Below are 24,755 nucleotides of genomic sequence, written 5' to 3' on the forward strand. Positions count from 1 at the left end.
TCGCTTTTTTGGGGACTGTTCTTGTGAAATCGCTTCATCTGATTGCCGCGGCTACCTTTACGTTGACCGCTTTTGCCGGGGGGGCCGGCTCGGCCAAGGATCTCGATTCCGGCTGGCCGCAGTGGCGGGGCCCCGAAGCGTCCGGCGTCGCACCGACGGGGAATCCGCCAACCCAGTGGAGCGAGACCGAAAATATCCGCTGGAAAATCGAAGTCCCGGGTGTCGGCAGCTCGACCCCGATCGTGTTGGGCGACCGCGTCTATGTCGCGACCGCAGTGAAAACCGATCGGATGAAAGAGGGAGCGGAGGCGGCAACGGAGCCGCAAGCCGCCGAGTCCTCCGAGCCGCCACGACGTGACCGTGGCGGCGATCGGCCTAGTGGTTTTGGTCGCGGTGAGCGAGGTGGTCTTGGTGGCCGTGGTGAAGGGGGCGGCCGTAGTGGTCGAGGTGGCCGTGGCCGCGGCGGGGCGGAACCAACCAATTACTATGCCTTTATGGTGTTGGCCTACGATCGTGCCAGCGGCGCGGAGGTGTGGCGGAGCACCGTGACCGAGCAAGTGCCTCACGAAGCCGGACACAACACCAACACGTTTGCATCAGCGTCGCCGGTGAGCGACGGAGAACGGCTGTATGTCTCGTTCGGATCGCGAGGCGTTTACTGCTTGGATCTGAACGGGAAAACATTGTGGAGTCGCGATCTAGGTAAGATGCAAACACGAGCTCAATTTGGCGAAGGCAGTTCGCCAGCGGTCTCTGGCGATACGCTTGTCGTCCCGTTTGATCACGAAGGCGAATCGTTCATCGTGGCACTCGATGCGAAATCGGGTGAAGAGCGATGGCGGAAAACTCGCGACGAGCAAACGACGTGGTCGACTCCTTTGATCACCCAGTACGAAGGACGCACGCAAGTGATCACCAACGGCAGCAATCGCGTTCGTAGTTATGACTTGGCCACGGGCGAATTGATTTGGGAATGTGGTGGTCAAGCGGGCAACCCGATTCCGTCGCCTGTGCGGTTCGAGGACAACGTGATTGTGATGACCGGATTTCGAGGTTACGCGATCTATTCGATCCCGCTCAGCAGCAAGGGGGATGTCACCGATAGCGAGACGATCAGTTGGATCGAAGAAGACGCGGCGCCGTACGTTCCCTCGCCGCTGCTGTATCAAGGCCAGCTGTATTTCGTCAAAGCCAACAATGGCGTGCTGCTTTCACGCGATGCCAAGACCGGCGAACTGCGGATCGATCAAACTCGATTGCCCGATATTTCAACCATCTATGCGTCGCCGGTCGCAGCGAACGGCCACGTCTATTTGACCGGACGTGATGGCACGACCGTGGTGCTGAAGCATGGCGATTCGTTCGAAGTCGTTACCAAGAACAAGCTTGATGAGGAAATCGATGCCTCGGCGGCCATCGTCGGCAACGAGATCTTCTATCGTGGCAAGCAACACCTGTACTGCATTGCCGAGTCGACCGACCGCTAGGCAACCGTCGCGTTTGTTTGATCGGGCCCGCGGCAAACACCAGTGCGGGTCCCTCGGCAAACGGCAGTGCTCTTTTTACTTCGCGTCGTGTAATTCCATGACGCGGATGGGGTGTTTAGGGTCGTCCGCAAGTTCGACTTTGTGCTCGGTATAGTGCCAGTCGTGCTTTTGAATCCATTCGCGGAATTCGTTGGCAATGAACCGATACGGATCGCTCAGCAGCACTCGACCTCCTTTGGTCAAGTGTTGTCGCAAGCACACGTCAAGCTCGGGCCACAATTGACGCAGGTAGGTCACGTCGCTGCCCAGGATGATTGGAAACGATTGATCGTCGAGGGTGTCGATGCCGAATCGCAATCGCTGCACGGTGCATTGATCACGCTGTTGCCACACGCTCATTCGCACTAGCAATAGCGGATCTTCGACGCCATCGGTCAGCGTGACCTTGGCGCCACGCAGCATCGCGGCGATGCCGGCATGCCCGGTGCCACAACCCAGTTCCAAAACTGGAACGTCTTGAAGTTCGACTTGGTCCAGGAAACGATCCAGCCCCGCGGCGGCCCGCCATGTGGTCGCCCAAAACGGATCGATCACCCCTTCTTCGCCCGCGTCTTGGCGTTCGCAGGCTTCGATCAGCATGCTGTCGGGGTCGGCCGCCACGGCCAGTTTGAACGGTTGGTTGGCGATCGAAATCGCATCCCATTGCCAGGCGAATTTATCGCTGGCAGCGGCTTCAAGTGCGTCGAGGGTCGGGGCGTTTTGTTCCGAGGTCATCGTGGGTTCCGAAGTCATCGTGCTGCTATTGCGAGTGGGCGGCATGGAGAAGGCGTGCCGCTTCGACGGCGAAATAGGTCAGCACGCCATCGGCACCGGCACGCTTGAACGCTAACAAGCTTTCGAGAATCACTTTGTCGCGATCGAGCCAACCGTGATTGGCGGCGGCGGAGAGCATCGCGTACTCGCCGCTGACTTGATAGGCGAACGTGGGAACGCCAAAGGTCGATTTCACACGATAGACGATGTCCAAGTAGGGCATCCCCGGTTTGACCATCACCGTGTCGGCGCCCTCGGCCAAATCGAGTGCGACTTCGTGAAGCGCCTCGTCGCTTTGGCCAGGAGATTGTTGGTAGGTACTCTTGCTGGCTTTGCCAAGATTGCCAGACGATCCGACCGCATCTCGGAAAGGCCCGTAAAACGAACTGGCGTACTTAGCGGCGTACGACATGATTTGCACGTTGGTCATTCCCGCGGTTTCCAACGTCCCACGAATCGCTCCGATCCGGCCATCCATCATGTCGCTCGGCGCGATCACGTCACATCCCGCTTCGGCTTGTACCAACGCTTGCTGGCACAACACTTCGACCGTTTCGTCGTTGATCACATACGAATCGCGAACCAATCCGTCTTGCCCATGGCTGCTGTAGGGGTCCAAGGCAACATCGCAGATCACGCCGAGGGCATCGCCTGCTTCTTGTTTGATCTTGCGAACGGTGCGGCAAACGAGGTTGTCGGGATTGATCGCTTCAGCGGCATCCGGCGTTTTCAGTTCGCTAGGCGTGGCCGGGAAAATCGCGATGGCGGGGATCCCCAAACGGCACGCGGTCTGGACCGCCTCGGCGATTTGGTCGTGCCCCAGTCGGTCCACCCCCGGCAAGCTTTCAATCGGTTGGCGTCCCTCGCCATCAAAGACAAAGATGGGCCAAATCAGATCGTCCACGCTCAATTGGTTCTCGGCAACAAGTCGCCGAGACCAGTCGTGGCGACGGACGCGTCGCAGGCGAGTGGCGGGGAAATTCCCGCGAGAAAAATGGCTCATTCGTACGAGGGGGGCTCGGTGAGGGGCTCGGTTCATTTGGCGGCCCACGATTTTTGTTTGGGCTGCAAGATTCACGTATCTTAGGCAACCGATCCCGATTCATGTACCCAGCATCTGGTGATGATCTTGATACAATGGGATGCCCGAGGCCGCTGTCGGCCCAAACGAACCGGTGCCGCGAATAACCAGGCGGCCCAAATAAGTTGGCAGCTCGCACGGCCCCATTTCACCGTCGCTTCCCCCATCCTTTGACCCTCATTTTGAATCTAACGCTGATGAAAATACGAACTTCCTCTTTTCAACGACTGGTCGCCTCTCTCGCATTGGTCGTGTGTGTGACGCTACAGGCGTCGGCGGCTGACGATGCCAAAGTCTTGTCGGCATTGTTGATCGACGGGCAAAACAATCACAAATGGCAAGAAACCACCCCGCTGATCAAACAGACGCTCGAAGCATCAGGGCGATTCAAAGTGGACGTTGTCACCTCGCCTGCAAAAGGGGGCGACATGAGTACATTCGCTCCGAAATTCGCCGGCTATGACGTCATCGTTTCCAACTACAACGGCCAACCGTGGAGCGAGTCGACGCAAAAAGCGTTTGAGGACTACGTCGCTGGCGGAGGCGGTTTCTGCTCGGTTCACGCCGCCGATAACTCGTTCCCAAAATGGTCGGCCTACAATCGCATGATCGGGCTGGGGGGCTGGGGCGGTCGCAATGAGAGCGATGGTCCCTACGTTCGTTGGAAAGAGGATCTGCAAAAATTTACGCGTGACAACTCGCCTGGATCGGGTGGCACCCACGGCAAACGCGTTCCCTTTGTCGTCGTCGTTCGCGATGTCGAGCATCCGATCACCAAGGGATTGCCGGGATCGTTCATGCAAACGGCTGACGAATTGTACGGAAAGTTGCGAGGACCCGCGGAAAACATGCAAGTGTTGGCGACCGGATTCAGTGCCAAAGAATCGGGCGGTACTGGCGAACACGAGCCGCTGTTGATGTGCATTCAATACGGCAAAGGACGTGTTTTTCACACGACCCTTGGGCATGACGTCAACGCGATGAAGGGGTTGGCGTTCCAAGTCACGCTGCAGCGTGGTACCGAGTGGGCGGCGACTGGCGATGTGACCCTGCCCGCCGTCGATGCCGAGACGTTGACGGCCGACGAGCCTGCCGTCCGCGATCCGGCGACGCTTAGCGAGTCGGCCGCAGGCAACGATGTCTCGTGGGACACGATCCCCGATATCGATGGCAAAGGCTGGGTTTCGCTGTTCAATGGCAGCGACACCAAGGGCTGGACCCAAAAGAACGGCACCGCGACCTACCGCGTCGAAAAAGGGGCTGTGGTCGGAAAAACCTCCGAAGGAAGCCCGAATTCGTTCTTGTGCACCGATCAAACCTTTGGCGATTTCGAGCTGACCTTCCAAACCAACGTCGACACTGGACTAAACAGCGGGGTGCAGATTCGCTCGCTCAGCACCAAGGATTACAAAAACGGTCGTGTTCACGGCCCCCAGGTCGAAATCGAAGCGGCGCCAGGCGAAGCGGGCTACGTCTACAGCGAAGGGACCGGACGCGGTTGGATCACCAAGGAACAACCGATCAAAGACGCCTATCAAAACAACAGCTGGAATCGTTTCGTCGTTCGCGCGGTGGGCGATCGCATTCAAACTTGGGTCAACGGCACCAAGATCGCTGATTTTTCGGACGCAGAATCGAGCAAAGAAGGCTTCATTGGGCTGCAAGTGCACGGCATCGCCAAGGGGACCGGCCCCTTCGAAGTCCGCTGGAAAGATATCCGCGTGCGTGAGCTGAATTAATTCAGGCTTTTTTGGTTGAACGGCGTAAAAACAGGGGATTTTGCGGGTTTTTGCTCAAGAAAATTGAGCTTGACGCCGACACGGTGGTTTCGCACAATCGCCGGTCGCTCGTAATTTATGAGCGGTTTGCCAGTTGTATTTTTGCTAGCAAACCGTTCAATTGCGTCGCAATGGATTGCAAGATCGAAATTTGCCCGCGGCCAGTCAAGCAAGATTGGCGAAATCGGTGGTTTGCCTAGTTGGTGATCATCGAGATGGGTCGACCGATCGGATACGTTTCGCCAGCTTGAATCGGCGAGTCGCCCAAGGAAGGGGTTCCGCACCGAAATTGTTTCGGGTTTGTCGTGGCTTTCTTTCCAGGTGCCTTGTCACCAAGTGGTTCCTTTTACGGGAGTTGTCGCTTGTCCCTGCCTGTGGACTTCGACCTGAAAGAGCGAGTGCGCGCGAGCGTCGACATTGTCGATGTTGTCGGCCAGACGCTGGAGTTGCATCCGGCGGGTCGCAATATGGTTGCACGTTGTCCCTGGCACAACGACCGGCGACCTTCTTTGACCGTCAATCCCGAGCGGCAGACGTGGAAGTGTTGGGTTTGTGATATCGGTGGCGATATCTTTAGCTACGTGATGCAGCGAGACGGGCTCGATTTTCCATCGGCACTTCGCATGTTGGCCGAACAGGCAGGCATTCCGATCGACGAGCTACGAGGCGGCAAAAAGACCGTTTTCGGCAGCCCCGATGATCGCCCCACGCTGTTTGCAGCAATGAAATTGGTCTCGGACGCCTATTTCCAACAGCTTGAAAGTGGCACCAGCAACGATGCCAAGATTGCTCGGGACTATTTGGCCTCGCGTGGCATTGATGACGAGAACCGCAGGCGTTTTCGCATCGGCTTTTCGCCCGAGTCGTGGAGCTTTGCTGTCGACTTGCTTAAGAAGCATAACTTTAGCGCCGAGGTTGCCGAAGCCGCTGGCTTGGCCATCAAACGAAACAAGGGTGACGGGTATTACGATCGGTTTCGCGGCCGGTTGATGTTCCCGATTCATGACCTGCAAGATCGCCCGATCTCGTTGGGAGGCCGGTTGATCCCCGCGATCGCCGCGCGACGTGGCGAAGAAAAGGCCGGGGCCAAGTACATCAACGGTCCTGAGACCAAGTTATTCCGCAAGTCACACCAGCTGTACAATTTGCAACTGGCGCGTGAATCGATCCGTCGCGGTGGTGACGCCTTGGTGATGGAGGGTTACACCGATGTGGTCGCCGCTCGCCAAGCAGGCGTCGAGTCGGCGGTCGCCGTGCTTGGGACCGCCTTGGGTGACGACCACATTCGTTTGTTGAAACGATTTGCGAAACGGGTCGTTTTGGTGCTCGATGGTGACACCGCCGGGCAAACCCGCGCCGATCAAGTGCTCGAGTTGTTTGTGCGTGCCGATGTCGACATGCGGGTTTTGACGTTGCCCGATGGCAATGATCCCGCCGATTTTTTGGCGTCACAGGGGCGCGCCGCCTTTGATGAATTGGTGGCTAAGGCGCCCGACGCGCTCGAGCACAAATTGAATCGGTTGACCGAAGGGGTCGATGTCACGAACGACACGCACAAGGTGACGCAAGCGATCGAAGTTTTGTTGGGGATCATCGCTCAAGCTCCGCGGACCGCGAATCTAAAAGTGGACCAGTTGATGCTGCGGATGTCGAGGACGTTCGGGTTGCCGATTGAGCGGCTTAGTGAGCGACTCGAAGAGGTTCGCAAAACACGCTCGCGAGCCCAGGCGAAACATCGTGATTCACGCAGTCGCGGCGCAAGCCCTGGTGCTGCCCGGCCGGTGAAGCGTCCCTCGCCGCCGCCTCGCAGCGAAAGTTCGCCCCCGGCGTCATCGTTTGATCCGAATGCGGCGTTTTTAGAGTCGGCAGAAGTTGAAGGTGATTTTGGCGGCTACGATGATTTCGGTGTCCCGCCGGATTTCGGCGGCGCCCCGGACTTCGGTGGCGCGTCCGATTTTGGCGGGCTGGATGCGTCTGGCGATTTTGGCAGGACGTCGTCACGTTCATCGTCGCAAGCGAATCGTGTGCAGCCGCTCAGCGGAATCGATCGCGAGTTGTTTGAAACGCTGATTGAATCACCCGAGCTTGCGGCGATGGCGGTCGAATCGATCGATCCTGATTGGCTCGATTCCAATACGGCAAAGATGTTGTTGTCGGCCTATCAAGACTTGGATCTGCAAGGCCGTGACTTGACGCTCGAGTCGCTGATGTTGGTTCTTGAAAACGAAGATTTGAAAAACCAAGTCGTGACGCTCGAGGAACGCGTGCGTCGTCGCGGCGACCAATCCACCCAAACCACCTTCGAGCGTTACGCGGGGGTTGTTCTGCGCTACCGCGAGCGAGAATTTTCGGCAGAAAAAAACCGCCAAATCGCAAAACTGGCTTCTTCGGCATTGGCAGAAGAGGAAGAGGAGGCTCTATTGAAAGAGCTGTTTGACGCCGAGCGAGCGCGTCACCAGATGAAAAAAGATTAGCTTGCGAGATGCTAGCAAATGATAGCATTCGAAGTCAACACGAAAACGCTTAAGTAACTTAAGTCAACCGAACCTTTCGCAAACGTTACTGTTTCCAATCAATCGAAGGAGCTACTGACACCCCGCTTCAGACCGTCCCGATTCAATACCACGCATCGTTGATGTCTTTGTCAAAAAGACGCCCGCCAACGGTGACCGATCAGAGGAGCTGATCATGTGCGTATTGTGTGAAATAGGATTTTTCAATCGACCCACGGTGCCAGGATTCGGCACTAAAAAAACATGAGGTTTTCAGATGCAATTGATGGACCAAGATCTTTCTCAACTTATCGCTCGTGGAACCAAGGATGGATTCCTCACCTACGACGAAGTCAACGCCTACCTACCGGATGAAGACGTCAATCCGGAAAAGCTCGATCGACTGATGCAAGCGATTGAGCGTCACGGGATTCAGTTAATCGAAAAGGCGGAAAAGAAGGCGATTGTTGCAGCGGGCAAAAAGCCCGAGCCTCGTGTGGCTGAAATGCGATACAGCGAAGACGACGATGCGCCGCTGGTATCGGCAGAATTGCCCAAGGCTAGCGATGACCCGATTCGCATGTACTTGAGCCAGATGGCTGAAATCCCCTTGCTGACTCGCGAGCAAGAGATTTCGTTGGCCAAGAAAATCGAAATCACGCGTCGTCAATATCGCCGCATGTTGTTGGAATCCGATTACGCACTTCGCAGCACGGTCGAAACGCTGCACCGCGTGCACAACGGTGAATTGCCATTTGATCGTACCATCAAGGTTTCGTTGACCGAACGATTGACCAAAGAGCAGATCAGTGCTCGTATGCCTCACAACCTGCGAACGATCGATGTCTTGATCGCGCAGAACAAATCGGATTTTGAGCAGCTCGTTCGCAAGAGCGTTTCGCCTCGTTTGAAGGCCGAGATTCGCCGTCGATTCATCCGTAACCGCCGCAAGTGCTTGCAGCTTGTCGAAGAATTGTCGCTTCGCAGTCGCCGCGTCGTGCCGTTGTTGGGACAGCTCGAAAAGATTTCACGCCGCATGACTTTCATTCGCGATCGCTTGTCCGCTTTGGGCGATGACGCGATGAGCCGCGATGAAGCTGCGGATCTGAAACAAGAGCTTCGCGAATTGATGTTGGTCACTCAAGAGAGTCCGGAAAGCCTTCGCAACCGGATGACCAAAGTTCGTCGCCACTTTGATGAATACGAAGCGACCAAGCGTCAATTGAGCAGCGGTAATCTTCGTTTGGTGGTCTCGATCGCCAAAAAGTACCGCAATCGCGGGCTGTCGTTCTTGGATTTGATCCAAGAGGGCAACACCGGTTTGATGCGAGCGGTTGACAAGTACGAATATCGTCGTGGCTTTAAATTCAGCACCTACGCCACGTGGTGGATTCGCCAAGCGATCACGCGAGCGATTGCCGACCAAGCACGCACGATCCGTATCCCTGTGCACATGATCGACGTGTTGAGCAAGCTGCGTCAGGCTCAGAAGCGTTTGACTCAAGAACTGCGTCGCGAGCCGACGTACGAAGAAATCGCGTTGGCCACCGAAGTACCACTGGAAGAGGTTCGCCGCGTGATGGACATCGGCCGGCACCCCGTCAGTTTGGATCGTCCCGTCGGCGAAGGCGAAGATAGCAGCTTTGGTGAATTCATCGAGGGCAGCGAAGACGATAACCCCGTGCGAGCGGCCGCTAGCGGGATCTTGCGAGGCAAGATCGACGAATTGCTCAAGACGTTGACGTTCCGTGAACGCGAGATCATCCGCCTTCGCTACGGTTTGGTCGATGGCTACAGTTACACGCTCGAAGAGTGTGGCCGCATTTTCAAGGTCACGCGTGAGCGAGTGCGGCAGATCGAGGCCAAGGCGGTTGCGAAACTGCAAAGCCCATCGCGAGCAGATCGTTTGAGCGAATTTCTGAAGACCGCCGCGTAAGCCACGGTCCTCGGATTCACGTAGCGAAACGAAGCGTCGTGAAACAAAACGTAGCGAAACTCGCCAAGAGTTTCGTTCGCTCTAGCGGCGGCCGCCACGGAGCCGCGATTTTCGCTGCTTTTGGTGCGAGCGTGCCCCTGAGGTCTTTGTGGGATCCGGTCGCTTGGGCACCCTCGGTGGTGTCGGATCGACGTCCAAAGCGATATGCTATACCTACCGTTATTCATATTGCTTCGGTTCCCACTGGTCTTGTCGTCATGTCTACTGGTTCGAATATCGAAATCAGCGCTTCACTCCTTCGCACGCTTCACCGTATCCATCGTCAATTGACGGATTTGCGTGGCCAACTATCGCGTGGGCCCCGCCAAATCAAAGCAGGCGAGGCGATGGTCGCGAAGGCGCAGGCGGACCTGGACGAGTTGCAGGAGAAGCTGAAGAAGACGAAGCTGGCTTCGGACGAAAAACAGCTCCAGTTGAAGTCGCGTGAGGCACGGATCGTCGAAATCAACGTCAAACTGAACACGGCCGCCAGCAATCGTGAGTTCACGACGTTCAAAGAGCAGATCGCGGCGGACGAACAGGCCAACAGTGTATTGAGCGACGAGATCCTCGAGGGGCTCGAGTATATCGATGAGCTGCAAGCCGAGTTGGATTCGCTGAAATCCGAGCTGGACAAGCAGAAATCCGAGCATGAGCAACGAGTGGTCGATGTTCACGCCAAGATGGAGCGTTTACGATCAGAGCTCGAACGCGTCGAAGCCGAGCTTGTCGAAACCGAAAAACAAATCCCTAGTGCGGTTCGTCCGGATTACGAACGGTTGACCGCGTCCAAGGGAGAAGAGGCACTTGCGCCGATCGATGGCGATTCGTGTGGCGGGTGTTACCAGACGCTGACAACTCAGGTGATGAGTCAATTGCAGTTGTCGCGTTTGGTGCGATGCCCCAACTGCAACGCGTTTTTATACCTTCCTGAAAATCGCCGAGTCACCTAAGTGTGGCGGGGTCCGGACTGGACCAAGTCGAGATTGCAGACGTCGCTAACCCTTCATTGGCGTTCCGGATCTTGCCGCCGCTAGCGGGGCTGCGTCACTGATGCAGCGGTCCTTCGCGGCAGGCTCGGTTTCAATGACATCGGCAGCGACATCGATAGCGACATCGGCAGCGACATCGGCAGCGACATCGGCAGCGAGACCGATTTGCGTTCGCGGGGCGTCACGGTCGCCGTGGTGTTTTTTGTAGCGTCTCGCAGGCAGCGACTGGATCGGGCATCGCTTCGGGTTTGCGAGGCTCGAGACGTTTTCGCGATTGATTGATAAAAAAATTTGGCAAAATTATTTTTCGATTTTGTAGCGGTCTGATCACCCTAGATTTGGCGACAAAACAAGGCAGAATAGCTCCTTTTCGTTCTCGTTTTGAGTACAGCAAACATGGTAATCGTGGGGATTGTGGGAGCTCCGGCGGGTGGAAAATCAACCGTTGCTCGCTATCTACAGGGACTCGGAGCCACCTGGGTCAACGCGGATCTGATTGCCCGTGAAGTACTTCATCGACCGTCGGTTGTGGCCAAGTTGGTCGAGCGTTTTGGCTCGGAAATCGCCGATGCCGAGGGGAAAGTCAACCGCTCGCGTCTCGCTGAGGTGGTTTTCGGGGATGACGACGCGAGTCGCGCCGCATTAGACTATTTAGAGTCGCTGACCCATCCGCCTACTCGCAACGAAATCCTGCAGCAAATCCGGCAATCGGAGGCCCAGGGCGTACACGTCTTGGTACTGGATGTTCCACTTCTATTCGAATCAAAGTGGGATCGAGCTTGTGACGAGATCTGGTGTGTCGATTCCCCATGGGCACACCGGTTGCAGCGAGCCCAAGAACGCGGTTGGGATGCAGCTCAGCTTTCCAAACGTGAAACCAACCAACTATCCATTGAAGAAAAACGCCGGCTTAGCCACCGCGTCCTGCGTAATGATGGCTCGCTCGAGGACCTCTACGAGCAGATCCGCCAGCTTTACGTTAAGTTAAACGATTGCAGTGGAGAATCCTCTCCGGATCGACATTGTCTCGAACCAGACGACGGCTAAGTCACACGAAAAAACATTTCTCTTTTCTCGACCCGATCTGCTTGAACTGAATTCTCGCACTCACACCTTCCTACCCATCTCTTTTCCAATCGACTGTCCTGCCAGCGCCGATCGATCTCGGCCTAATCATCATGCAATCCAATCAACCACCTCGCGATCGCAATAGTCGCGGCTCGAACGACAATAGTGGTCCGCGCGAGTACCGCAATTATCAGCGTCAAAACCATCGTCCCCGCCACCCTGACAAAGAGGTCGATCAACGGATTCGTGAACTCGATGCCGAGCGTGATCCGCTGTCGTTGCCCGAAGAAATTGTCAGTGAAGCGAACAAGATTGGCGAAAAAGTCGGAATCCCTAGCGGCGAGTCCGAGACACCGCAGCTAAACATCGCTCAGTTGCAAAAGATGCCACAGGACGCGTTGACCGCGATGGCTGAAGCCGAGGGGATCAAGGTCGCCAAGGCGGGTGGAAAGCAAGAATTGATCTTTTCGATTCTGAAGCAACGCATGAAAGCCAATGGGTTGATGTTCGGCGAAGGAACGCTTGAGATCCTGCCCGATGGTTTCGGTTTTCTTCGCAGTGCGCAGTACCACTACGTTTCGTGCCCAGACGATATTTATGTCTCGCCCAGCCAGATCCGGCGATTCGGTTTGCAAACCGGCAGCCATGTGGCAGGCCAAATTCGGCCGCCCAAAGAAAACGAGCGGTACTTTGCCTTGTTGCGGATCGAGGCGATCAATCGCCGTGACCCGATGGGACGCCAAAACCAGATCCCGTTTGATGAATTGACGCCGCTGCATCCCGATCACCGCATCATGATGGAGCACGATAGCAAGGAATTGAGCACGCGGGTGGTCGACATGTTGACCCCCGTCGGGTTTGGTCAACGTGGTTTGATCGTCAGCCCACCGCGCGCGGGCAAAACGATCTTGATGCAGCAGTTGGCCAAGGCGGTTTTGAAAAATTACCCCGAAGCCTACGTGTTTATCCTGTTGATCGACGAGCGGCCTGAGGAAGTCACGGACATGGAACGTGAGGTTCGCGGGCCACAATGCGAAGTCATCAGCAGCACGTTTGACGAACCGGCTCAGCGGCACATTCAAGTCGCTCAGATGGTGATCGAAAAAGCCAAGCGGATGGTCGAAACCGGAGTGGATGTCGTTATCTTTTTGGATTCGATCACGCGTTTGTCTCGCGCCCACAACAGCGAAGGTGAATCGACCGGTAAATTATTGACCGGGGGACTTGATGCCGGAGCTTTGCAAAAACCCAAAGCACTGTTTGGTTCGGCGCGAAAGGTCGAAGAAGGCGGTTCGTTGACGATTTTAGCCACCGCGTTGGTTGATACCGGCAGCCGCATGGATGACGTGATCTTCGAAGAGTTCAAAGGCACCGGGAACCTCGAGATCGTGCTTGATCGTTCGTTGGTTGACCGCCGGGTTTGGCCAGCGATCGATATCAGCCGCAGCGGGACTCGCCGCGAAGAAATGTTGATGGATCCCGAAGAGTATCGTCGGATTTCGGCGCTTCGCCGTGCGTTGGCCGAGCTTTCGCCCGCCGACGCCATGCAAGATTTAGTAGCACAGCTTAGAAAAACCCAGAACAACGCCGAATTTTTGATGAGTTTGAAGGATGTCGATTGAAGTGAGTGGAGTGGACGGAAAGTTGCCCAAGGGAAAGATTGCGATCGTCGCGAGTCGCTACAACGAAGCGATCTGTGACTCGTTGGTCAAAGGTGCCGAAAGCACGCTGTTGGAGGCTGGGTATAGTGCCGCTGATATTGTCGTCGTGCGGGTTCCGGGGGCTTGGGAACTGCCTATCGTGGCGTCGCGGATGTTCAAACAGCACAGCATGATTGCCGTGATCACGTTGGGCTGCGTCATCAAAGGCGAAACGACTCACGACGAACATATCAACCGCGCCGTCAGCGAAGCATTGATGCGGTTATCGATCGAATCCGATTCGCCGGTTGGTTTTGGATTGCTAACCTGTAACACGGTCGAACAGGCGCTGCAGCGCAGCGGTGGAAATGTCGGCAACAAAGGCGAAGAGGCGGCCGAGGCGGTGCTCGAGTTGCTGCGGCTCGCCGAAAAAATGTAAGGCTTATCGCTTGAAGAAGTCGATGGCCGCAGGAATGCCGGTTTGGATCATCGGGGTGTAGTGGTCGCCGGTAACGCGTAGATGAGTGGCGTCTTTGCCGGCTTGCTGTAGCCTTTTTCGAAAATCCTCGGCGTGTTCCAGCGGTACGTTGGAATCGTCGAGTGCATGAAAAATCAATAGCGGACATTGGAATTCGTCGACGTGGTTCATCGGCGACGATTCCGCCACAAAATCTTTGATCCCCGGCAACATCATCCGGTAGCTTACATCGGAGGTGATCTCCGCCATGCGGCTTTCCAAGTCATAGGCCGCTGCAAACGCCGCACAGCGAGTGATTCTCGGTTCGGTTGCTGCCAGCAGCAAGGCGAGGCTGCCGGCCGAGCTGTGTCCGGCGCAGTAGATTTTTTGGGGGTTCACGATCGCGATTTTTTTGATCGCATATTCAACGGCGTTGCGTCCGTTCACGACTCCTGCTCCGGCGCTACGAAACTTTTGGTACGCCAGCGGAAGTGATTTTAAGTAGAGTTGGTCGCTGTTTTCGGCGCCGGCCGGCATCGCACCATCGATCGAGTATTGAATCACCACCATGCCTGCTTCGGCATACGGCAGGGTTTCATCGTGATAGCTGTCGCTAGGGTCAACGCTGACGCCGTGTATCAGTGGCGTTCCCGCAGGCGCGACCAATACACAGGGCAGCGATTGGTTGTAGTGAGTTCCGGCGGGAATGTAGATCCGCATCGTCATCCGGCTTCCTGCCACCGTCGGATCGCCTAATAGCCGCACAAAGTGTGTCGTGACACCGGATGCGAACGTTCGTTCGACCGGCCCTAGGCTGGGAAGGGCATCTGGAACCGGTACGTTTTGCAGACCCGCTGCGGAGATCGGAGTGTTGGAACCGCGGTTTGTTGCCCAGAAATAAACAGCCACTCCGGAAACGCCACAGAACACCGGTGGCACGATCACCAGAGCGGCGACGAGGTAAATCCAGGACGGAATGCCTCCTCGCGGTGCCGTTCGCGAATGAGCGTAGGGTGGCGGCGCGGTGGGGCCATATTGTGGCGATGCAGCGGTTTGTCGCCTGCGGCCATCGATTTGCTGCGTTGGAAAGGGCGCAGCAGGATAGTTCGTCTGCAACGCTTCGAAATCGAGGTCGTCCGGCGCTGTGAAGCTAGAAACGCCTGGGATTTGCAGAAAGGTTCCGCATTTTGGGCACTGCACTTGAACGGTCTGAGCCGACGTGGCCACCAGCAGGATGGTGTTGCACCGGATACACGGAACATTGCGATGTGGGTTCATGATCAGCTTTAAAGCTATCGACACAGATTGCCGTGGAACCCATTGTCGGCTTGCGTGAACAACGGGATTGACCCGAGTCACACGTGGCGAAGGCGAACGGCAGGTGAAAAACGACCCTAATATTAGCACGATGCGCAAACGAGTGTAACGGATTCACTTGCTTGCACTGCGTGCGGATCAGCGTGCGATGGCCGGTTCGCCGAAGGACATCGCGGCGTTCGTTTACTTCAGCAATTCGCGAAGTCGCTCGACGAGCTTGCTGGGGTCGTCGTGGCTGTAAGGAATCTGCTCGGTTTCCTTGGTGTTCAATTGTTTCAATTGACACTGGCCATCGCTCCACTCGTTGCCACCGGCAATGATCGCAAACGGGAATCCGTGGCTATCGGCATATTTCAGCTGGGCGCCGAGCTTTTTCGATTCGGGATAGACTTCGGTGCCAATTCCGGCCGCTCGCAGGTTACTGGCGAGTCGCAGGTAGTCGTCGCGGTGGGATTCGTCAAAGTAGGCGACAAACACCGATGCTGGCGTCGAGGTCGATGGCAACAGGTTCAACTGCTCCATTGCCGCGATCAAGCGATCAAGCCCGAGCGAGGCGCCGATCCCTGGCAGGTGTTGCTTCGTGTACAGCCCGGCGAGGTTGTCGTAGCGACCGCCGCTACAAACGCTGCCGATTGCAGGCAGGTCATCGAGGATCGTTTCAAAGATCACGCCGGTGTAGTAGTCCAAGCCGCGAGCGATCGAAACGTCCAAACGCAGTCGACGCTCGGGAACTCCCGACGCCAAGGCGCCTTCGTAGATGTCTCGCAGACGCTGGATGCCTTGCGCGGCTTTTTCGTTCCCGCCGGTGATCTCGGTTAGCTTGGCGAAAATCGCGTCGGCTTCGCCGGTGCACTCGGCGAGCTGCAAAACCGCTTCGGCCTGTTCCGATTGGATCTCTGCCGTCGTGACCATTTCATTGATCGTCTTTTCACGACCAATTTTGGCCAATTTGTCGAGGCTGCGAAGGATCGGAACGCTGCGATCGGCCAACCCGAGATGGTCGAGAAGTCCCGTCAACACGGCGCGGTTGTTGATGCTGATGGTAAAGCGGTCAAAGCCAATCGTTTCCAACAGGTTGTTGATCACCGCGACGGCTTCGATATCGGCCAACACCGATTCGGTTCCGATCGTGTCAAAGTCGCACTGGATGAATTCGCGGTAGCGACCCGCTTGCGGGTTTTCGCCTCGCCACACCGGGGCGATGTGGTAGCGTTTAAACGGCGTTCCCAGCGTGCCGATGTGCTGCGCCGCAAAGCGAGCCAAGGGGACGGTCAGGTCGAATCGCATGCCCACATCGCGGCCGCCATTGTCTTGGAATCGATAGATTTGGCGGTCGGTTTCGTCGCTGCCTTTTCCCGTCAAGATTTCCAAGTGTTCAAGCGTTGGGGTGTCAATCGGTGCGAAGCCAAACGAGCGAAAGACCTCGCGGGCGGTTTGCATCAATTGCTCGCGCGGGATCATGACCGCGGGCAGGTAATCGCGGAAACCTTTGAGTGTTCTGGGCTGGATAAGCGACATAGTTGGGATCGGTAGAGGGTGGATTACGAGAGCAGGGGAAGCGAGGTGGGGCGACGACTTCGCAGCGAGTCGTGGTCGTTGCGATCCGGATCAGGAAACTGAGGTCCGAACAACGCGTCGGCGTATTCGTCGATTTGTTCGGGGGTCTCAAAATACTTTTCGTAGCACCAATCGTCTTCGAATTCGCATTCTTTGGTGGTGTAATCGCGACAGATTTGAGGTCGCGTTTCGTAGATCCCGCAGCGATGGTCCTCTTGCAGGTGTTGGCAAGTCGAATAGACCAGCAAATACCAAGTTTCGCCTTCGACAAAAACCGTCGCCCCAGGGTGAACGAGGTACCAGCGAATGAAGTCAAAATCGCGGCGATTGACCGGTTCGTCAATCGGCAGAGCGAAATAGTGACAGCATTTTGCCGTGCAATGTTCGCACAGATTCGTTCCCTCGGGGAATTGATCGCGGCGTTTCCCCGTCCGGATTTGGGGGCTCCCACTCGGGATCTGGGTTACAGTGCTCACCTGGGCGAATCTCCTCACGGCATTGGTGGTTCTAGGTCGATGCTGGATGTTGTAGAAACTACCAAAGCATCGATTGTTCAACAAAGCCCCTACGGTTCGTTTGGGGCGTGTTTTGCGGATAGTTCAAGCTTACAAACGCTTGAAAGACATTAGGGAGAGACTAATCAGTGGAAGTCGTGATTACAGCACTGGGGCCCGATAATGTCGGTTTGGCCGATCCGATCATTCACCACGTCACCGGCCAGGGGGCACGGATCGCCGAAATCCAGATGTACGATCACGACGAAGAGCATCTGTTTGCGATGCTTTGCCGGATCGATATTCCCGCCAGCGAATTTGAGCGTTTATCCGATGCGATGCGGCAAATCGGCGAGGTGACCGGATTGGCGATTCGGGTTTGGAGCAGCGAGCTGCGGGCCAAGCGTCCCCGTTTGGCGGTTTGCTGTACCTATCTAGAACACACCCCACGAGCGATCCTCGAAGCGGTCAGGGACGGGGGGATCAATGCGGACGCTCCCGTGGTGATCTCGAATCGAAAAAAACTCGCACCGTTGGCTGCCGAATTCGGTGCCGCGTTTGAGATGATCGGCGATGGCAACGGCGTTTCTAACGATGCAATGATGGTCGAGTTGTTGGATCGCTACCAAGTCGACTATGTGGTGTTGGCGCGATACATGAGGATTCTGCCCCCCTCGACGTGTTGGCAATTCGCGGGCGGGCGGATCATCAATCTGCATCATGGACTGCTGCCAGGGTTTCCTGGGTTTCGTCCCTATCATGATGCCTACGCCGCTCGGATGTTGACGTTTGGAGCGACATGCCACTTCATCATCCCCGAACTTGATGCGGGCAACCAAACGATCAATCAACGCACCTTTGCCGTCTCGCCAGGAACCAAGTTAGACGAGGTCATCCGGATCGGCGAAAGCGAAAACGAGCCCGCATGTTTGACCGAAGGGGTGCGCCGCGTGATTGACCGCGAAGTCTACCTGCACTTCCACCGCGTCGTCGCCCGCAAGCCCAAATAGCCGCGTATCCTGTGGGGTAGGCGTCCTGCCTGTGATCCAGCGTGGAGCATGCTCCAATCGCGGTTCGATATGCAAACCCACTGCACCGAAGCTACTCGTGACGCAGCGCTTCGATCGGGTTCATCCGTGCGGCCCGGATCGCCGGGTACAGCCCGCTGATCAAACCGACGGCGACTGCGATAAACACGGCCAATGGGATCGTGCCGTAGACGATCGTCGGTTCGGCTTCGCGAATCGCATCAGGAAGCGCCGCAAATTTGTCGGGAAAGCCTGTTTTGACGATCCACATCAACCCGCTGAACATCGATGGACCTAAGAACCCAAGCAGGATGCCAAGGGTCGCACCGGCGAAGCTAAGCACCAGCGTTTCCGCCAAAAATTGGCGTACGATGTCGCCGCGTTTGGCACCCAACGCACGCCGAATACCAATCTCTCGGGTGCGTTCGGTGACACTCGCCAACATGATGTTCATGATCCCGATCCCGCCGACGATCAGCGAAATACAGGCGATCAGAATACCGATGCCCAAGAACATCATCCGCAAATTGCGGGCTTGTTCCAATAGTTCCAGCGGCACGACGACGGCGACATCGTTGACGGCGGCATGTTTGGGCTCAAGCATGTATTCGATCATCGCAGCGGTGCTGCGGACCTGCTCCACTCGCTCGACCTGCAGCGTGATTTGGTTCAATTCCATGATCTCGACTTGGAACTGACCGCTCCGCCGCGTCATGATCGTATCACCAACACGTTTTCGCAGCGTTTGGATCGGAATGTAGATGTCCGACGAGAAGTCCTGAGAATCGAGCGAGCCTCCGATTGCTGCCGAAGGATTTCGAGGTTCGAGGACCCCGACGATTTTGAAAAAGTCTTGGCTTTCAGGCACATACACCCGTTTGCCAAGCGGTTCTTCGTAGGGGAACAAGCGGTCCGCGACGCCGGCCGAGATGACGCACACGGTGGCCGAGCGGATGCCGTCGGCGTCGGACAAAAATCGGCCTCCACCTTTGCGGATGACCAAGTTGTTGACGTCATCGTAAAGCGGAGTGCAGCCGACAAGCCGTCCATCCAAGACGCGGTCTTGGTAACTAAATTGACGGCGGATTTCGCGAATCGGGATCGCAGCTTGGATTGTGGGGACCGTGCCAAGGATGAGTTCCAAGTCGCTACGCAGCAGTCCATACTTGCTGGCCGACATGCCGGCCATTTTTTCGTCCGGCGGTTTGACGCTTCGGACGATGATGGTGTTGGCGCCGAGCGATTCGATTTGCTTCTGAACCTGGTCACTTGCCCCTTGGCTGATCGCGGTCAACACGATTACCGCCCAGACGCCGATCAAGATTCCAAGCATCGTCAAACCCGTTCGCAGCGGATGCAGCGAGAGGCTTTTGATGCCAAGTTGCCATGTTCGTAACCAAAGCATTACGATTGCCTTGCAAGAAGTTGAACGACGTTTTCGTGTTGGGCAGCACGGGCGGCAGCGCGTTTTTCTTCGCTGATCAATTCATCGCGATCAAGCATCCCGTCTTTCAAGCGAATGATTCGCTTGGCTCGCTCGGCAACGTCATCTTCATGGGTCACCAAGATGATGGTGCGGCCTTCGTTGTTGAGTTCGTCAAAGATGCCCAGGATTTCTTCGGTCGTCACCGAGTCCAAGTTCCCGGTCGGTTCGTCGGCCAAGATAAAGAAGGGGTCGTTGATCAAACTGCGCGCGATCGCAACACGCTGTTGCTGGCCCCCGGAAAGCTGAGAGGGGCGATGGTCCAAACGCTCGGCTAATCCGACTCGCTCAGCCATGGCCTTGGCTCGTTCGAGTTCCGCAGCGCCGAGGCGACCCTGGTAATAGAGCGGGACTTGGATATTTTCCACCACGCTCAATTGTTGGATCAAATTGTACGATTGAAAGACGAAGCCGATCCGTTTACTGCGAATGTCGGCAAGTTGGTCGTCGGTCAACGTGATGATGTCGTCGTCGCCCATCAACAGGCTTCCCGAGGTGGGTTGGTCGAGACAGCCGAGCATGTTCAAAAGCGTACTCTTGCCACTTCCCGACGGCCCCATGATCGCCACGTAATCGCCTTCGGGGACATCGAACGAGACGCCGCGAAGCGCCCGTACCGTCTCGCTCTTCAGCACGTACTCTTTTTTTAGATTACGAATCGACGTTGCCAATCGCGGCGGCGTATCGCTCGCGGGCGGCGCAGGCCGTGTTTCGGTGGAATACGCTTCCTTGGTGCTCATCGCGGGCCTCCACCACCCTGCGACATGCGTTTTTCCATCGCGGCGGTCAATTCGGACTCCGTCACCATGCCATCACCATCACTGTCCGCTTCGACCAGCGATTCGCGTCGTCGTTCATCTTCGACGGCCGCGATTTCATCCTTGGACAGTTTGCCGTCGCCGTCGGTGTCGGATTGCTGAATCCGCGTGTTCGCAATCGTCGCGGGATCGGGACGTCCACCTTCGGCCGAGCTGCCTCCGCCGGGACGCGGGTTACGGAATTCTTGATTGCCAGGACCTTGATTGTCAGGACCTTGATTACCGGGACCCTTGCCGCCGGGGCCTTTACCACCGGGGCCCATGCCACCGGGACCGCGGCCGCGTGGGGGACCGTCCATTGGACCGCTTGGTCCGTCTTCGGTCGCGTCCATCGGCTCGGCGCTGCGAGCGGAATCGAGAGCACGTTCGGCGGCGATTTCTCGCATGTCGCTGTTGTCGGTTTGTTCCAGCTCGGGCAAGTCCATCAGCGTCAGGTACGAACGCAGATTCAGCACCACCGTTTCGCCTTCTTCAAGTCCTTCATCGATACAGGCCATCGTGTCATTGGTGGCGCGGATCGTGACTTCGCGTGTTTCGAACGACTGCGGTCCCGTTTTCACCAACGAGTACATTTTGCCGCCGTGTTCGTACAGTCCTTGAATCGGAATTTGCATGGCGTCGGGAATTTGTTCTACAAAGATTTGCACCTCGGCCGTCATTCCGGTGCGGATATTGTCCGGCGGATTGATGATTTCGACCCAGGTGGCATATTCTTTGATCGACGAACTGAAAAAACTGCCTGGTTCGGCATAGCGGTTGACCTTGACCACCGCTCCCTTTAGTTGCAACCCAGCGACCGATTCCACGGCGATCTTGGCCGGCATCCCCGCCTGGATCAATGTGATTCGCGACTCATTGATTTTGCACTTCACTTGCATCTGGCTTGGGTCGGGCAAGCGAATGATGGCTTGGCGTTCACGCACCGTGGCTCCTGCTTCGACCACAAATTCGGCGTTACCGCCTCGTGAACTGTAACGGTTCGCATGGACCACCACGCCGTCCGATGGAGCGACAATCACGCAGTTCTCAATCTGCTTTTTGACGTCGGCCAGCTCTTGCTCCTCTTCGGCCAACCCGCTTTCGGCTGCGGCAAGCTGAGCTTTGGCCGCTTCGATGTCACTATCGAATTGGACCAGCATCTTGCGTTGGGTCAGCTCGCGCAGGACCCGCAGACGTCCCTCGGCGGCTTGCAGTTGGTTTCGTGCGTTTGCCACGGCGTACTTGTCTGCATCAAGTTGCAGCGATTTGACGAGTCCCTTGGCGACCAATCGCTCGCTACTTTGCAGCGCCAATTGGTTTTTGCGAAGCTCTTGTTCGGCGATCGCCTTTTCACTCAGGATCGCCCTTTCTTCGGTTTTGAATACCCCTTCGAGATATTCTTGGCGAGCGATCGTGGCTTGTTCGACCAACGCTTTTGCGGTCGCGACGTTTGCCGCAGCGGTGATCACTTGAATCCGTGATTCTTTCAGTGTCAGTTCGAGTTGCGATGCGTCTAACTCGACCAGCTTGTCGCCTTTGGAAACGCGAGTCCCTTCGTCGATCACCCACAGGATGGCGGTGCCCGAATTATTGCCTCGCGATTCGACTTGGCAGGTGACTTCGATATTGCTGCTGCTTTCGATCTCGCCTTGTTCCAACACGATGTGGTCAAACGGCGCCACCGTGACCGGAGCCGTGATGAGATCTTTGGTAGAGATGCCCTCGGCTCGTTTGGCAAGGTAGTTGTACACGAACCACCCCGCGGTTCCAGCGACTACCAAAAACACGAGAAATCCAGCCATAAGGCCCCCACGTCGATGGCGGGCCGAGGCCAAGCGGGAAGCTGGTTTGATCATTGCAAGCAGGTGGGGAATGAAGGGGGGGAGGGCGTCGATTCAGGCCCGATCTGGACGGAGCCTCTGTTTAAACCACGCCCGGAGACAAAAGTATCGGTCACCAAGACGAATTATGCCCCCTCATTGTAATCAGGGCTCAAAATAACGATCGGCATCGATCTTCAAATTCGCGGGAATCTTTGTGCGAAGCTCTTCGGGTGTTAACGAAAATCGGGGGTTGATCTCCACCTTGACTCCCTCGGCCACGGTCGCCCCGGCCGCCTCGAGCCAGCGGCGATGTTGCGCGACGATCGCTTCTCTGGCTAATTTAGGTGTATCGTTCTCCGCTCCGTCAGCATTCTTCACCGGCGCAAACCCTTCACTCGGCAGCACTTCGACCACAAACGCGTTTTTTGCACTCGGCAACAAATCGAAGATAAATTTCTCGAATTTCACCGCGTTGGGTTCGCTCGGGGTGACCAGATTTTGATTGGCATCCAGATAAGGCACCTTTTTCTGAGCCCGGTGGAATGGCAGCGATGACGTGTTTTGGCTGGCTCGGCACAGGAAGTCGACGTCGATCACATGCACCCCGATGCTGCCGGCCCACAGGATTAATTGGCCGTCCGCATCGGTCGCTTCGGCTGCTTTTTGAGGCAAGTCGCTGTATTCAATCACTTGTACCTTGCCTTCGGCCAAAGCGATGTTTCCGACTTTTTCTGTTGCATAGCGTTTGCGGATGACCTGGGTCGTCATCTCGCTGCCCGACAACAAGTGGTGTCCGATCAAGGTCGGTTCGCACACGTTGACCAGCGGATTGTCGACTTGAAAGTAAGACAAATACTTGACGCCGCGTTGTTTGGCATCCTCGAGACATCCATTGCGGTCGAGTGCTCGCACGGTTCCGCCATGACCATCGGGGCTGAGTGCCAACGAGCTTTTCGAAGCCATCAACAGTTTGCCGGTCTCGGCATCCACCGCGGGCATCGTGCCTTGGCGAAAAATCCGCACATCATCGGGCGACATGCCCAAATAATCGTTGTCTTTGAAATAAGCTCGCGTTTCCGCGTCGGTCGCATCGCTGGTCATGATGTAGAACGGAATGGCGACGCCGTACTTTTTGCCAATCGCCAACAATCGGTCGGCAAAAATCTGAAACAGCGTGCGGCCCGAGACGGGACCGATCGGAAACATCCCTTTGGGTTGGTCAAACCCCAGCCGGGTTCCCTGGCCACCGGCGACCAGGATCGCGCCGACTTCGCCTGCTCGCAACGCCGCTTCGCCCCGCTGCAGTGCTTCCTGGACGCTCCACTGGGCCCCGCTGCCGTCGGCGCGGACCGAAGGAGGTGTTTTTGCATTGGCTGCCAGCGATTCGAAATCGATTTTCTCGTCCTTGCCCGCCACCAGCGTCGCAATCGTTTCGAAGTCGATTTCCTCGATTTGAGCGGCCAAATTTTGGCGTTCTTCGTCCGAGAGTTCGTCCCAGTAATCCAGGACATGCTCTTGTGAATATTTAGCGAGTTTCGATTTCAATGACTCGAGATTCATGGTTCAAGCGTGGATAACGAGGGAAGGGAGAAGTTGGATCGATGTGCGAACGGGGCACTTTTGCGGTCTGCCAAGCAAAATGTGTGCCGGAGGACACGATTGAATCGGCTATGCATGCGTGGTGAAGACAGCCCTCGACGTTCGGTCCTAAGACGATAAGCCTCTAACGCGAGAAATTCCATCCGGTGTTCTCATATCGCTGTTCGCACAGCTGTTGGATCTGTGCCTGTGGTAACGGTTCCGGCCAAATTTCTCGGCCCCCGAACACATCGACCACATCACGTCCTAGGTTGGCCGGGTCGACCTGAACATTGGTGATGAATTGTTCATGATCCCGTTCGGCACGGTAATCCGGCTGTCGCGGCGCAAATTTTAAACAGCGGGCAATCAACGCCAAATCACCGTCATACAGCAGCGTGCCATGATACAGCACATGATTGCGAGCCATTCGCATGCTGTTTCCCGAGAACTTGCAATTGTTGAACGTCAAGTCACACGTCCCCTGGAATCGAGCCGTCTCGGTCTCGCCGCGGAATTGTCGATTGACCGCCGTTTGTAGGTGCTGCATCACAAATTGATGGGTCACGTCGATACGAGCCAGTTCGGGACGCTGGTCCAAATCGAGTACCACGCTGTACATCAAGCATCCCGGACCGCCGACGACCGAGGCGCCTCCGCTACAGCGGCGAAAGATGGGGATCCCTTGGCTGCGACAGAATTCGACGTCGACTTCTTCGGCCACCCGCGACGATCGACCGACGATGACCGTCGGGTGCTCGAATTCCCAGACACGAACGAATTCACACGTTCCCCCCGCACGAGACGTTTGCTCTTCCGCGATCAGCAACAATGCTTCGTCCATCGCGATCTGATGGGAGGCTTTGGTCAGGGGGTGGGTGACAATCTGCATTCG

At 56.4% G+C, this 24,755-nt stretch carries 20 protein-coding genes; 9 read left to right on the plus strand and 11 right to left on the minus strand.

The window, feature by feature from the left end:
- The first annotated feature begins 62 nt into the window (after positions 1-62).
- On the plus strand, positions 63-1,487 hold the full coding sequence (locus tag ABEA92_RS07660) for a PQQ-binding-like beta-propeller repeat protein (RefSeq protein ID WP_345683635.1): 1,425 nt from the start codon (positions 63-65) through the stop codon (positions 1,485-1,487).
- Positions 1,488-1,562: 75 nt separating this feature from the next.
- Here ABEA92_RS07660 and ABEA92_RS07665 read toward each other — a convergent pair whose 3' ends face one another.
- Together ABEA92_RS07665 and hemB are read right to left on the minus strand one after the other, a co-directional pair.
- Positions 1,563-2,279, minus strand: a complete 717-nt coding sequence (locus ABEA92_RS07665; protein ID WP_345683232.1) for a class I SAM-dependent methyltransferase — start codon at positions 2,277-2,279, stop codon at positions 1,563-1,565.
- 7 nt (positions 2,280-2,286) lie between these two features.
- Positions 2,287-3,303 (minus strand): porphobilinogen synthase, encoded by a 1,017-nt coding sequence (hemB, locus tag ABEA92_RS07670; protein ID WP_345683233.1) that lies wholly within the window; start codon positions 3,301-3,303, stop codon positions 2,287-2,289.
- Positions 3,304-3,578: 275 nt separating this feature from the next.
- Here hemB and ABEA92_RS07675 point away from each other — a divergent pair, with 275 nt between their 5' ends.
- The 4 genes from ABEA92_RS07675 to ABEA92_RS07690 all read left to right on the plus strand — a co-directional run bounded on the left by ABEA92_RS07675 (position 3,579) and on the right by ABEA92_RS07690 (position 10,579).
- Entirely contained in the window at positions 3,579-5,120 is a 1,542-nt protein-coding gene (locus tag ABEA92_RS07675; RefSeq protein WP_345683234.1) for a 3-keto-alpha-glucoside-1,2-lyase-like domain-containing protein, read from the plus strand.
- A 401-nt stretch (positions 5,121-5,521) separates the two neighbouring features.
- Positions 5,522-7,633 (plus strand): DNA primase, encoded by a 2,112-nt coding sequence (gene dnaG / locus ABEA92_RS07680; protein WP_345683235.1) that lies wholly within the window; start codon positions 5,522-5,524, stop codon positions 7,631-7,633.
- A gap of 295 nt (positions 7,634-7,928) precedes the next feature.
- On the plus strand, positions 7,929-9,587 hold the full coding sequence (locus tag ABEA92_RS07685) for a sigma-70 family RNA polymerase sigma factor (RefSeq protein ID WP_345683236.1): 1,659 nt from the start codon (positions 7,929-7,931) through the stop codon (positions 9,585-9,587).
- A 257-nt stretch (positions 9,588-9,844) separates the two neighbouring features.
- Positions 9,845-10,579, plus strand: coding sequence for a zinc ribbon domain-containing protein (locus ABEA92_RS07690; protein ID WP_345683237.1), 735 nt, complete (start codon positions 9,845-9,847; stop codon positions 10,577-10,579).
- Positions 10,580-10,659: 80 nt separating this feature from the next.
- Here the strand turns inward: ABEA92_RS07690 and ABEA92_RS07695 are convergent, their stop codons facing one another.
- Positions 10,660-10,803, minus strand: a complete 144-nt coding sequence (locus ABEA92_RS07695) for a hypothetical protein (protein WP_345683238.1) — start codon at positions 10,801-10,803, stop codon at positions 10,660-10,662.
- Between the two features lie 196 nt (positions 10,804-10,999).
- Between ABEA92_RS07695 and coaE the strand changes: the two genes are divergently transcribed.
- The 3 genes from coaE to ribH all read left to right on the plus strand — a co-directional run bounded on the left by coaE (position 11,000) and on the right by ribH (position 13,765).
- Positions 11,000-11,665 (plus strand): dephospho-CoA kinase, encoded by a 666-nt coding sequence (gene coaE, locus ABEA92_RS07700; protein WP_345683239.1) that lies wholly within the window; start codon positions 11,000-11,002, stop codon positions 11,663-11,665.
- A gap of 131 nt (positions 11,666-11,796) precedes the next feature.
- Positions 11,797-13,308 carry a transcription termination factor Rho gene (gene rho / locus ABEA92_RS07705; protein ID WP_345683240.1) on the plus strand — a complete coding sequence of 504 codons (1,512 nt, stop codon included), beginning with the start codon at positions 11,797-11,799 and terminating at the stop codon, positions 13,306-13,308.
- The gene (ribH, locus tag ABEA92_RS07710) at positions 13,298-13,765 is read left to right on the plus strand and encodes a 6,7-dimethyl-8-ribityllumazine synthase (protein ID WP_345683241.1); all 468 of its coding nucleotides are present in this window, start codon (positions 13,298-13,300) and stop codon (positions 13,763-13,765) included. Before rho ends, ribH begins: the two co-directional genes overlap by 11 nt.
- A gap of 3 nt (positions 13,766-13,768) precedes the next feature.
- Here ribH and ABEA92_RS07715 read toward each other — a convergent pair whose 3' ends face one another.
- From ABEA92_RS07715 to ABEA92_RS07725, 3 genes are all read right to left on the minus strand, one after another.
- Positions 13,769-15,061: a prolyl oligopeptidase family serine peptidase gene (locus ABEA92_RS07715; protein ID WP_345683242.1), complete on the minus strand. Its 1,293-nt coding sequence runs from the start codon at positions 15,059-15,061 to the stop codon at positions 13,769-13,771.
- 222 nt (positions 15,062-15,283) lie between these two features.
- Positions 15,284-16,618, minus strand: a complete 1,335-nt coding sequence (gene hisS / locus ABEA92_RS07720; RefSeq protein ID WP_345683243.1) for a histidine--tRNA ligase — start codon at positions 16,616-16,618, stop codon at positions 15,284-15,286.
- A gap of 23 nt (positions 16,619-16,641) precedes the next feature.
- Positions 16,642-17,133: a YkgJ family cysteine cluster protein gene (locus ABEA92_RS07725; RefSeq protein ID WP_345683244.1), complete on the minus strand. Its 492-nt coding sequence runs from the start codon at positions 17,131-17,133 to the stop codon at positions 16,642-16,644.
- 167 nt (positions 17,134-17,300) lie between these two features.
- Here ABEA92_RS07725 and ABEA92_RS07730 point away from each other — a divergent pair, with 167 nt between their 5' ends.
- Complete coding sequence (locus ABEA92_RS07730; protein ID WP_345683245.1) at positions 17,301-18,161, plus strand: formyltetrahydrofolate deformylase; 861 nt, start codon at positions 17,301-17,303, stop codon at positions 18,159-18,161.
- A 91-nt stretch (positions 18,162-18,252) separates the two neighbouring features.
- Here ABEA92_RS07730 and ABEA92_RS07735 read toward each other — a convergent pair whose 3' ends face one another.
- The 5 genes from ABEA92_RS07735 to ABEA92_RS07755 all read right to left on the minus strand — a co-directional run bounded on the left by ABEA92_RS07735 (position 18,253) and on the right by ABEA92_RS07755 (position 24,752).
- The gene (locus ABEA92_RS07735; protein WP_345683246.1) at positions 18,253-19,584 is read right to left on the minus strand and encodes an ABC transporter permease; all 1,332 of its coding nucleotides are present in this window, start codon (positions 19,582-19,584) and stop codon (positions 18,253-18,255) included.
- Positions 19,584-20,402: an ABC transporter ATP-binding protein gene (locus ABEA92_RS07740; RefSeq protein WP_345683247.1), complete on the minus strand. Its 819-nt coding sequence runs from the start codon at positions 20,400-20,402 to the stop codon at positions 19,584-19,586. Before ABEA92_RS07740 ends, ABEA92_RS07735 begins: the two co-directional genes overlap by 1 nt.
- On the minus strand, positions 20,399-22,261 hold the full coding sequence (locus ABEA92_RS07745; protein ID WP_345683248.1) for a permuted SH3 domain-containing protein: 1,863 nt from the start codon (positions 22,259-22,261) through the stop codon (positions 20,399-20,401). Before ABEA92_RS07745 ends, ABEA92_RS07740 begins: the two co-directional genes overlap by 4 nt.
- Positions 22,262-22,444: 183 nt before the next feature.
- Positions 22,445-23,842 carry a UTP--glucose-1-phosphate uridylyltransferase gene (locus tag ABEA92_RS07750; protein WP_345683249.1) on the minus strand — a complete coding sequence of 466 codons (1,398 nt, stop codon included), beginning with the start codon at positions 23,840-23,842 and terminating at the stop codon, positions 22,445-22,447.
- A 163-nt stretch (positions 23,843-24,005) separates the two neighbouring features.
- Positions 24,006-24,752: a lipoate--protein ligase family protein gene (locus tag ABEA92_RS07755; RefSeq protein ID WP_345683250.1), complete on the minus strand. Its 747-nt coding sequence runs from the start codon at positions 24,750-24,752 to the stop codon at positions 24,006-24,008.
- Positions 24,753-24,755: the final 3 nt, after the last annotated feature.

It is taken from the genome of Novipirellula caenicola (assembly GCF_039545035.1).
Classification (GTDB): Bacteria; Planctomycetota; Planctomycetia; order Pirellulales; family Pirellulaceae; genus Novipirellula; species Novipirellula caenicola.

Excerpts from the sequence above, each read along its gene's own strand:
- ABEA92_RS07745 (WP_345683248.1), bottom strand. The coding sequence starts at position 22,261 with ATGGCTGGATTTCTCGTGTTTTTGGTAGTCGCTGGAACCGCGGGGTGG.
- ABEA92_RS07715 (WP_345683242.1), bottom strand. The coding sequence starts at position 15,061 with ATGAACCCACATCGCAATGTTCCGTGTATCCGGTGCAACACCATCCTG.
- ABEA92_RS07740 (WP_345683247.1), bottom strand. The coding sequence starts at position 20,402 with ATGAGCACCAAGGAAGCGTATTCCACCGAAACACGGCCTGCGCCGCCC.
- ABEA92_RS07685 (WP_345683236.1), top strand. The coding sequence starts at position 7,929 with ATGCAATTGATGGACCAAGATCTTTCTCAACTTATCGCTCGTGGAACC.
- ABEA92_RS07750 (WP_345683249.1), bottom strand. The coding sequence starts at position 23,842 with ATGAATCTCGAGTCATTGAAATCGAAACTCGCTAAATATTCACAAGAG.
- ABEA92_RS07735 (WP_345683246.1), bottom strand. The coding sequence starts at position 19,584 with ATGCTTTGGTTACGAACATGGCAACTTGGCATCAAAAGCCTCTCGCTG.
- ABEA92_RS07675 (WP_345683234.1), top strand. The coding sequence starts at position 3,579 with ATGAAAATACGAACTTCCTCTTTTCAACGACTGGTCGCCTCTCTCGCA.
- ABEA92_RS07755 (WP_345683250.1), bottom strand. The coding sequence starts at position 24,752 with ATGCAGATTGTCACCCACCCCCTGACCAAAGCCTCCCATCAGATCGCG.
- ABEA92_RS07665 (WP_345683232.1), bottom strand. The coding sequence starts at position 2,279 with ATGACTTCGGAACCCACGATGACCTCGGAACAAAACGCCCCGACCCTC.
- ABEA92_RS07690 (WP_345683237.1), top strand. The coding sequence starts at position 9,845 with ATGTCTACTGGTTCGAATATCGAAATCAGCGCTTCACTCCTTCGCACG.
- ribH (WP_345683241.1), top strand. The coding sequence starts at position 13,298 with ATGTCGATTGAAGTGAGTGGAGTGGACGGAAAGTTGCCCAAGGGAAAG.
- hisS (WP_345683243.1), bottom strand. The coding sequence starts at position 16,618 with ATGTCGCTTATCCAGCCCAGAACACTCAAAGGTTTCCGCGATTACCTG.
- hemB (WP_345683233.1), bottom strand. The coding sequence starts at position 3,303 with ATGAGCCATTTTTCTCGCGGGAATTTCCCCGCCACTCGCCTGCGACGC.
- rho (WP_345683240.1), top strand. The coding sequence starts at position 11,797 with ATGCAATCCAATCAACCACCTCGCGATCGCAATAGTCGCGGCTCGAAC.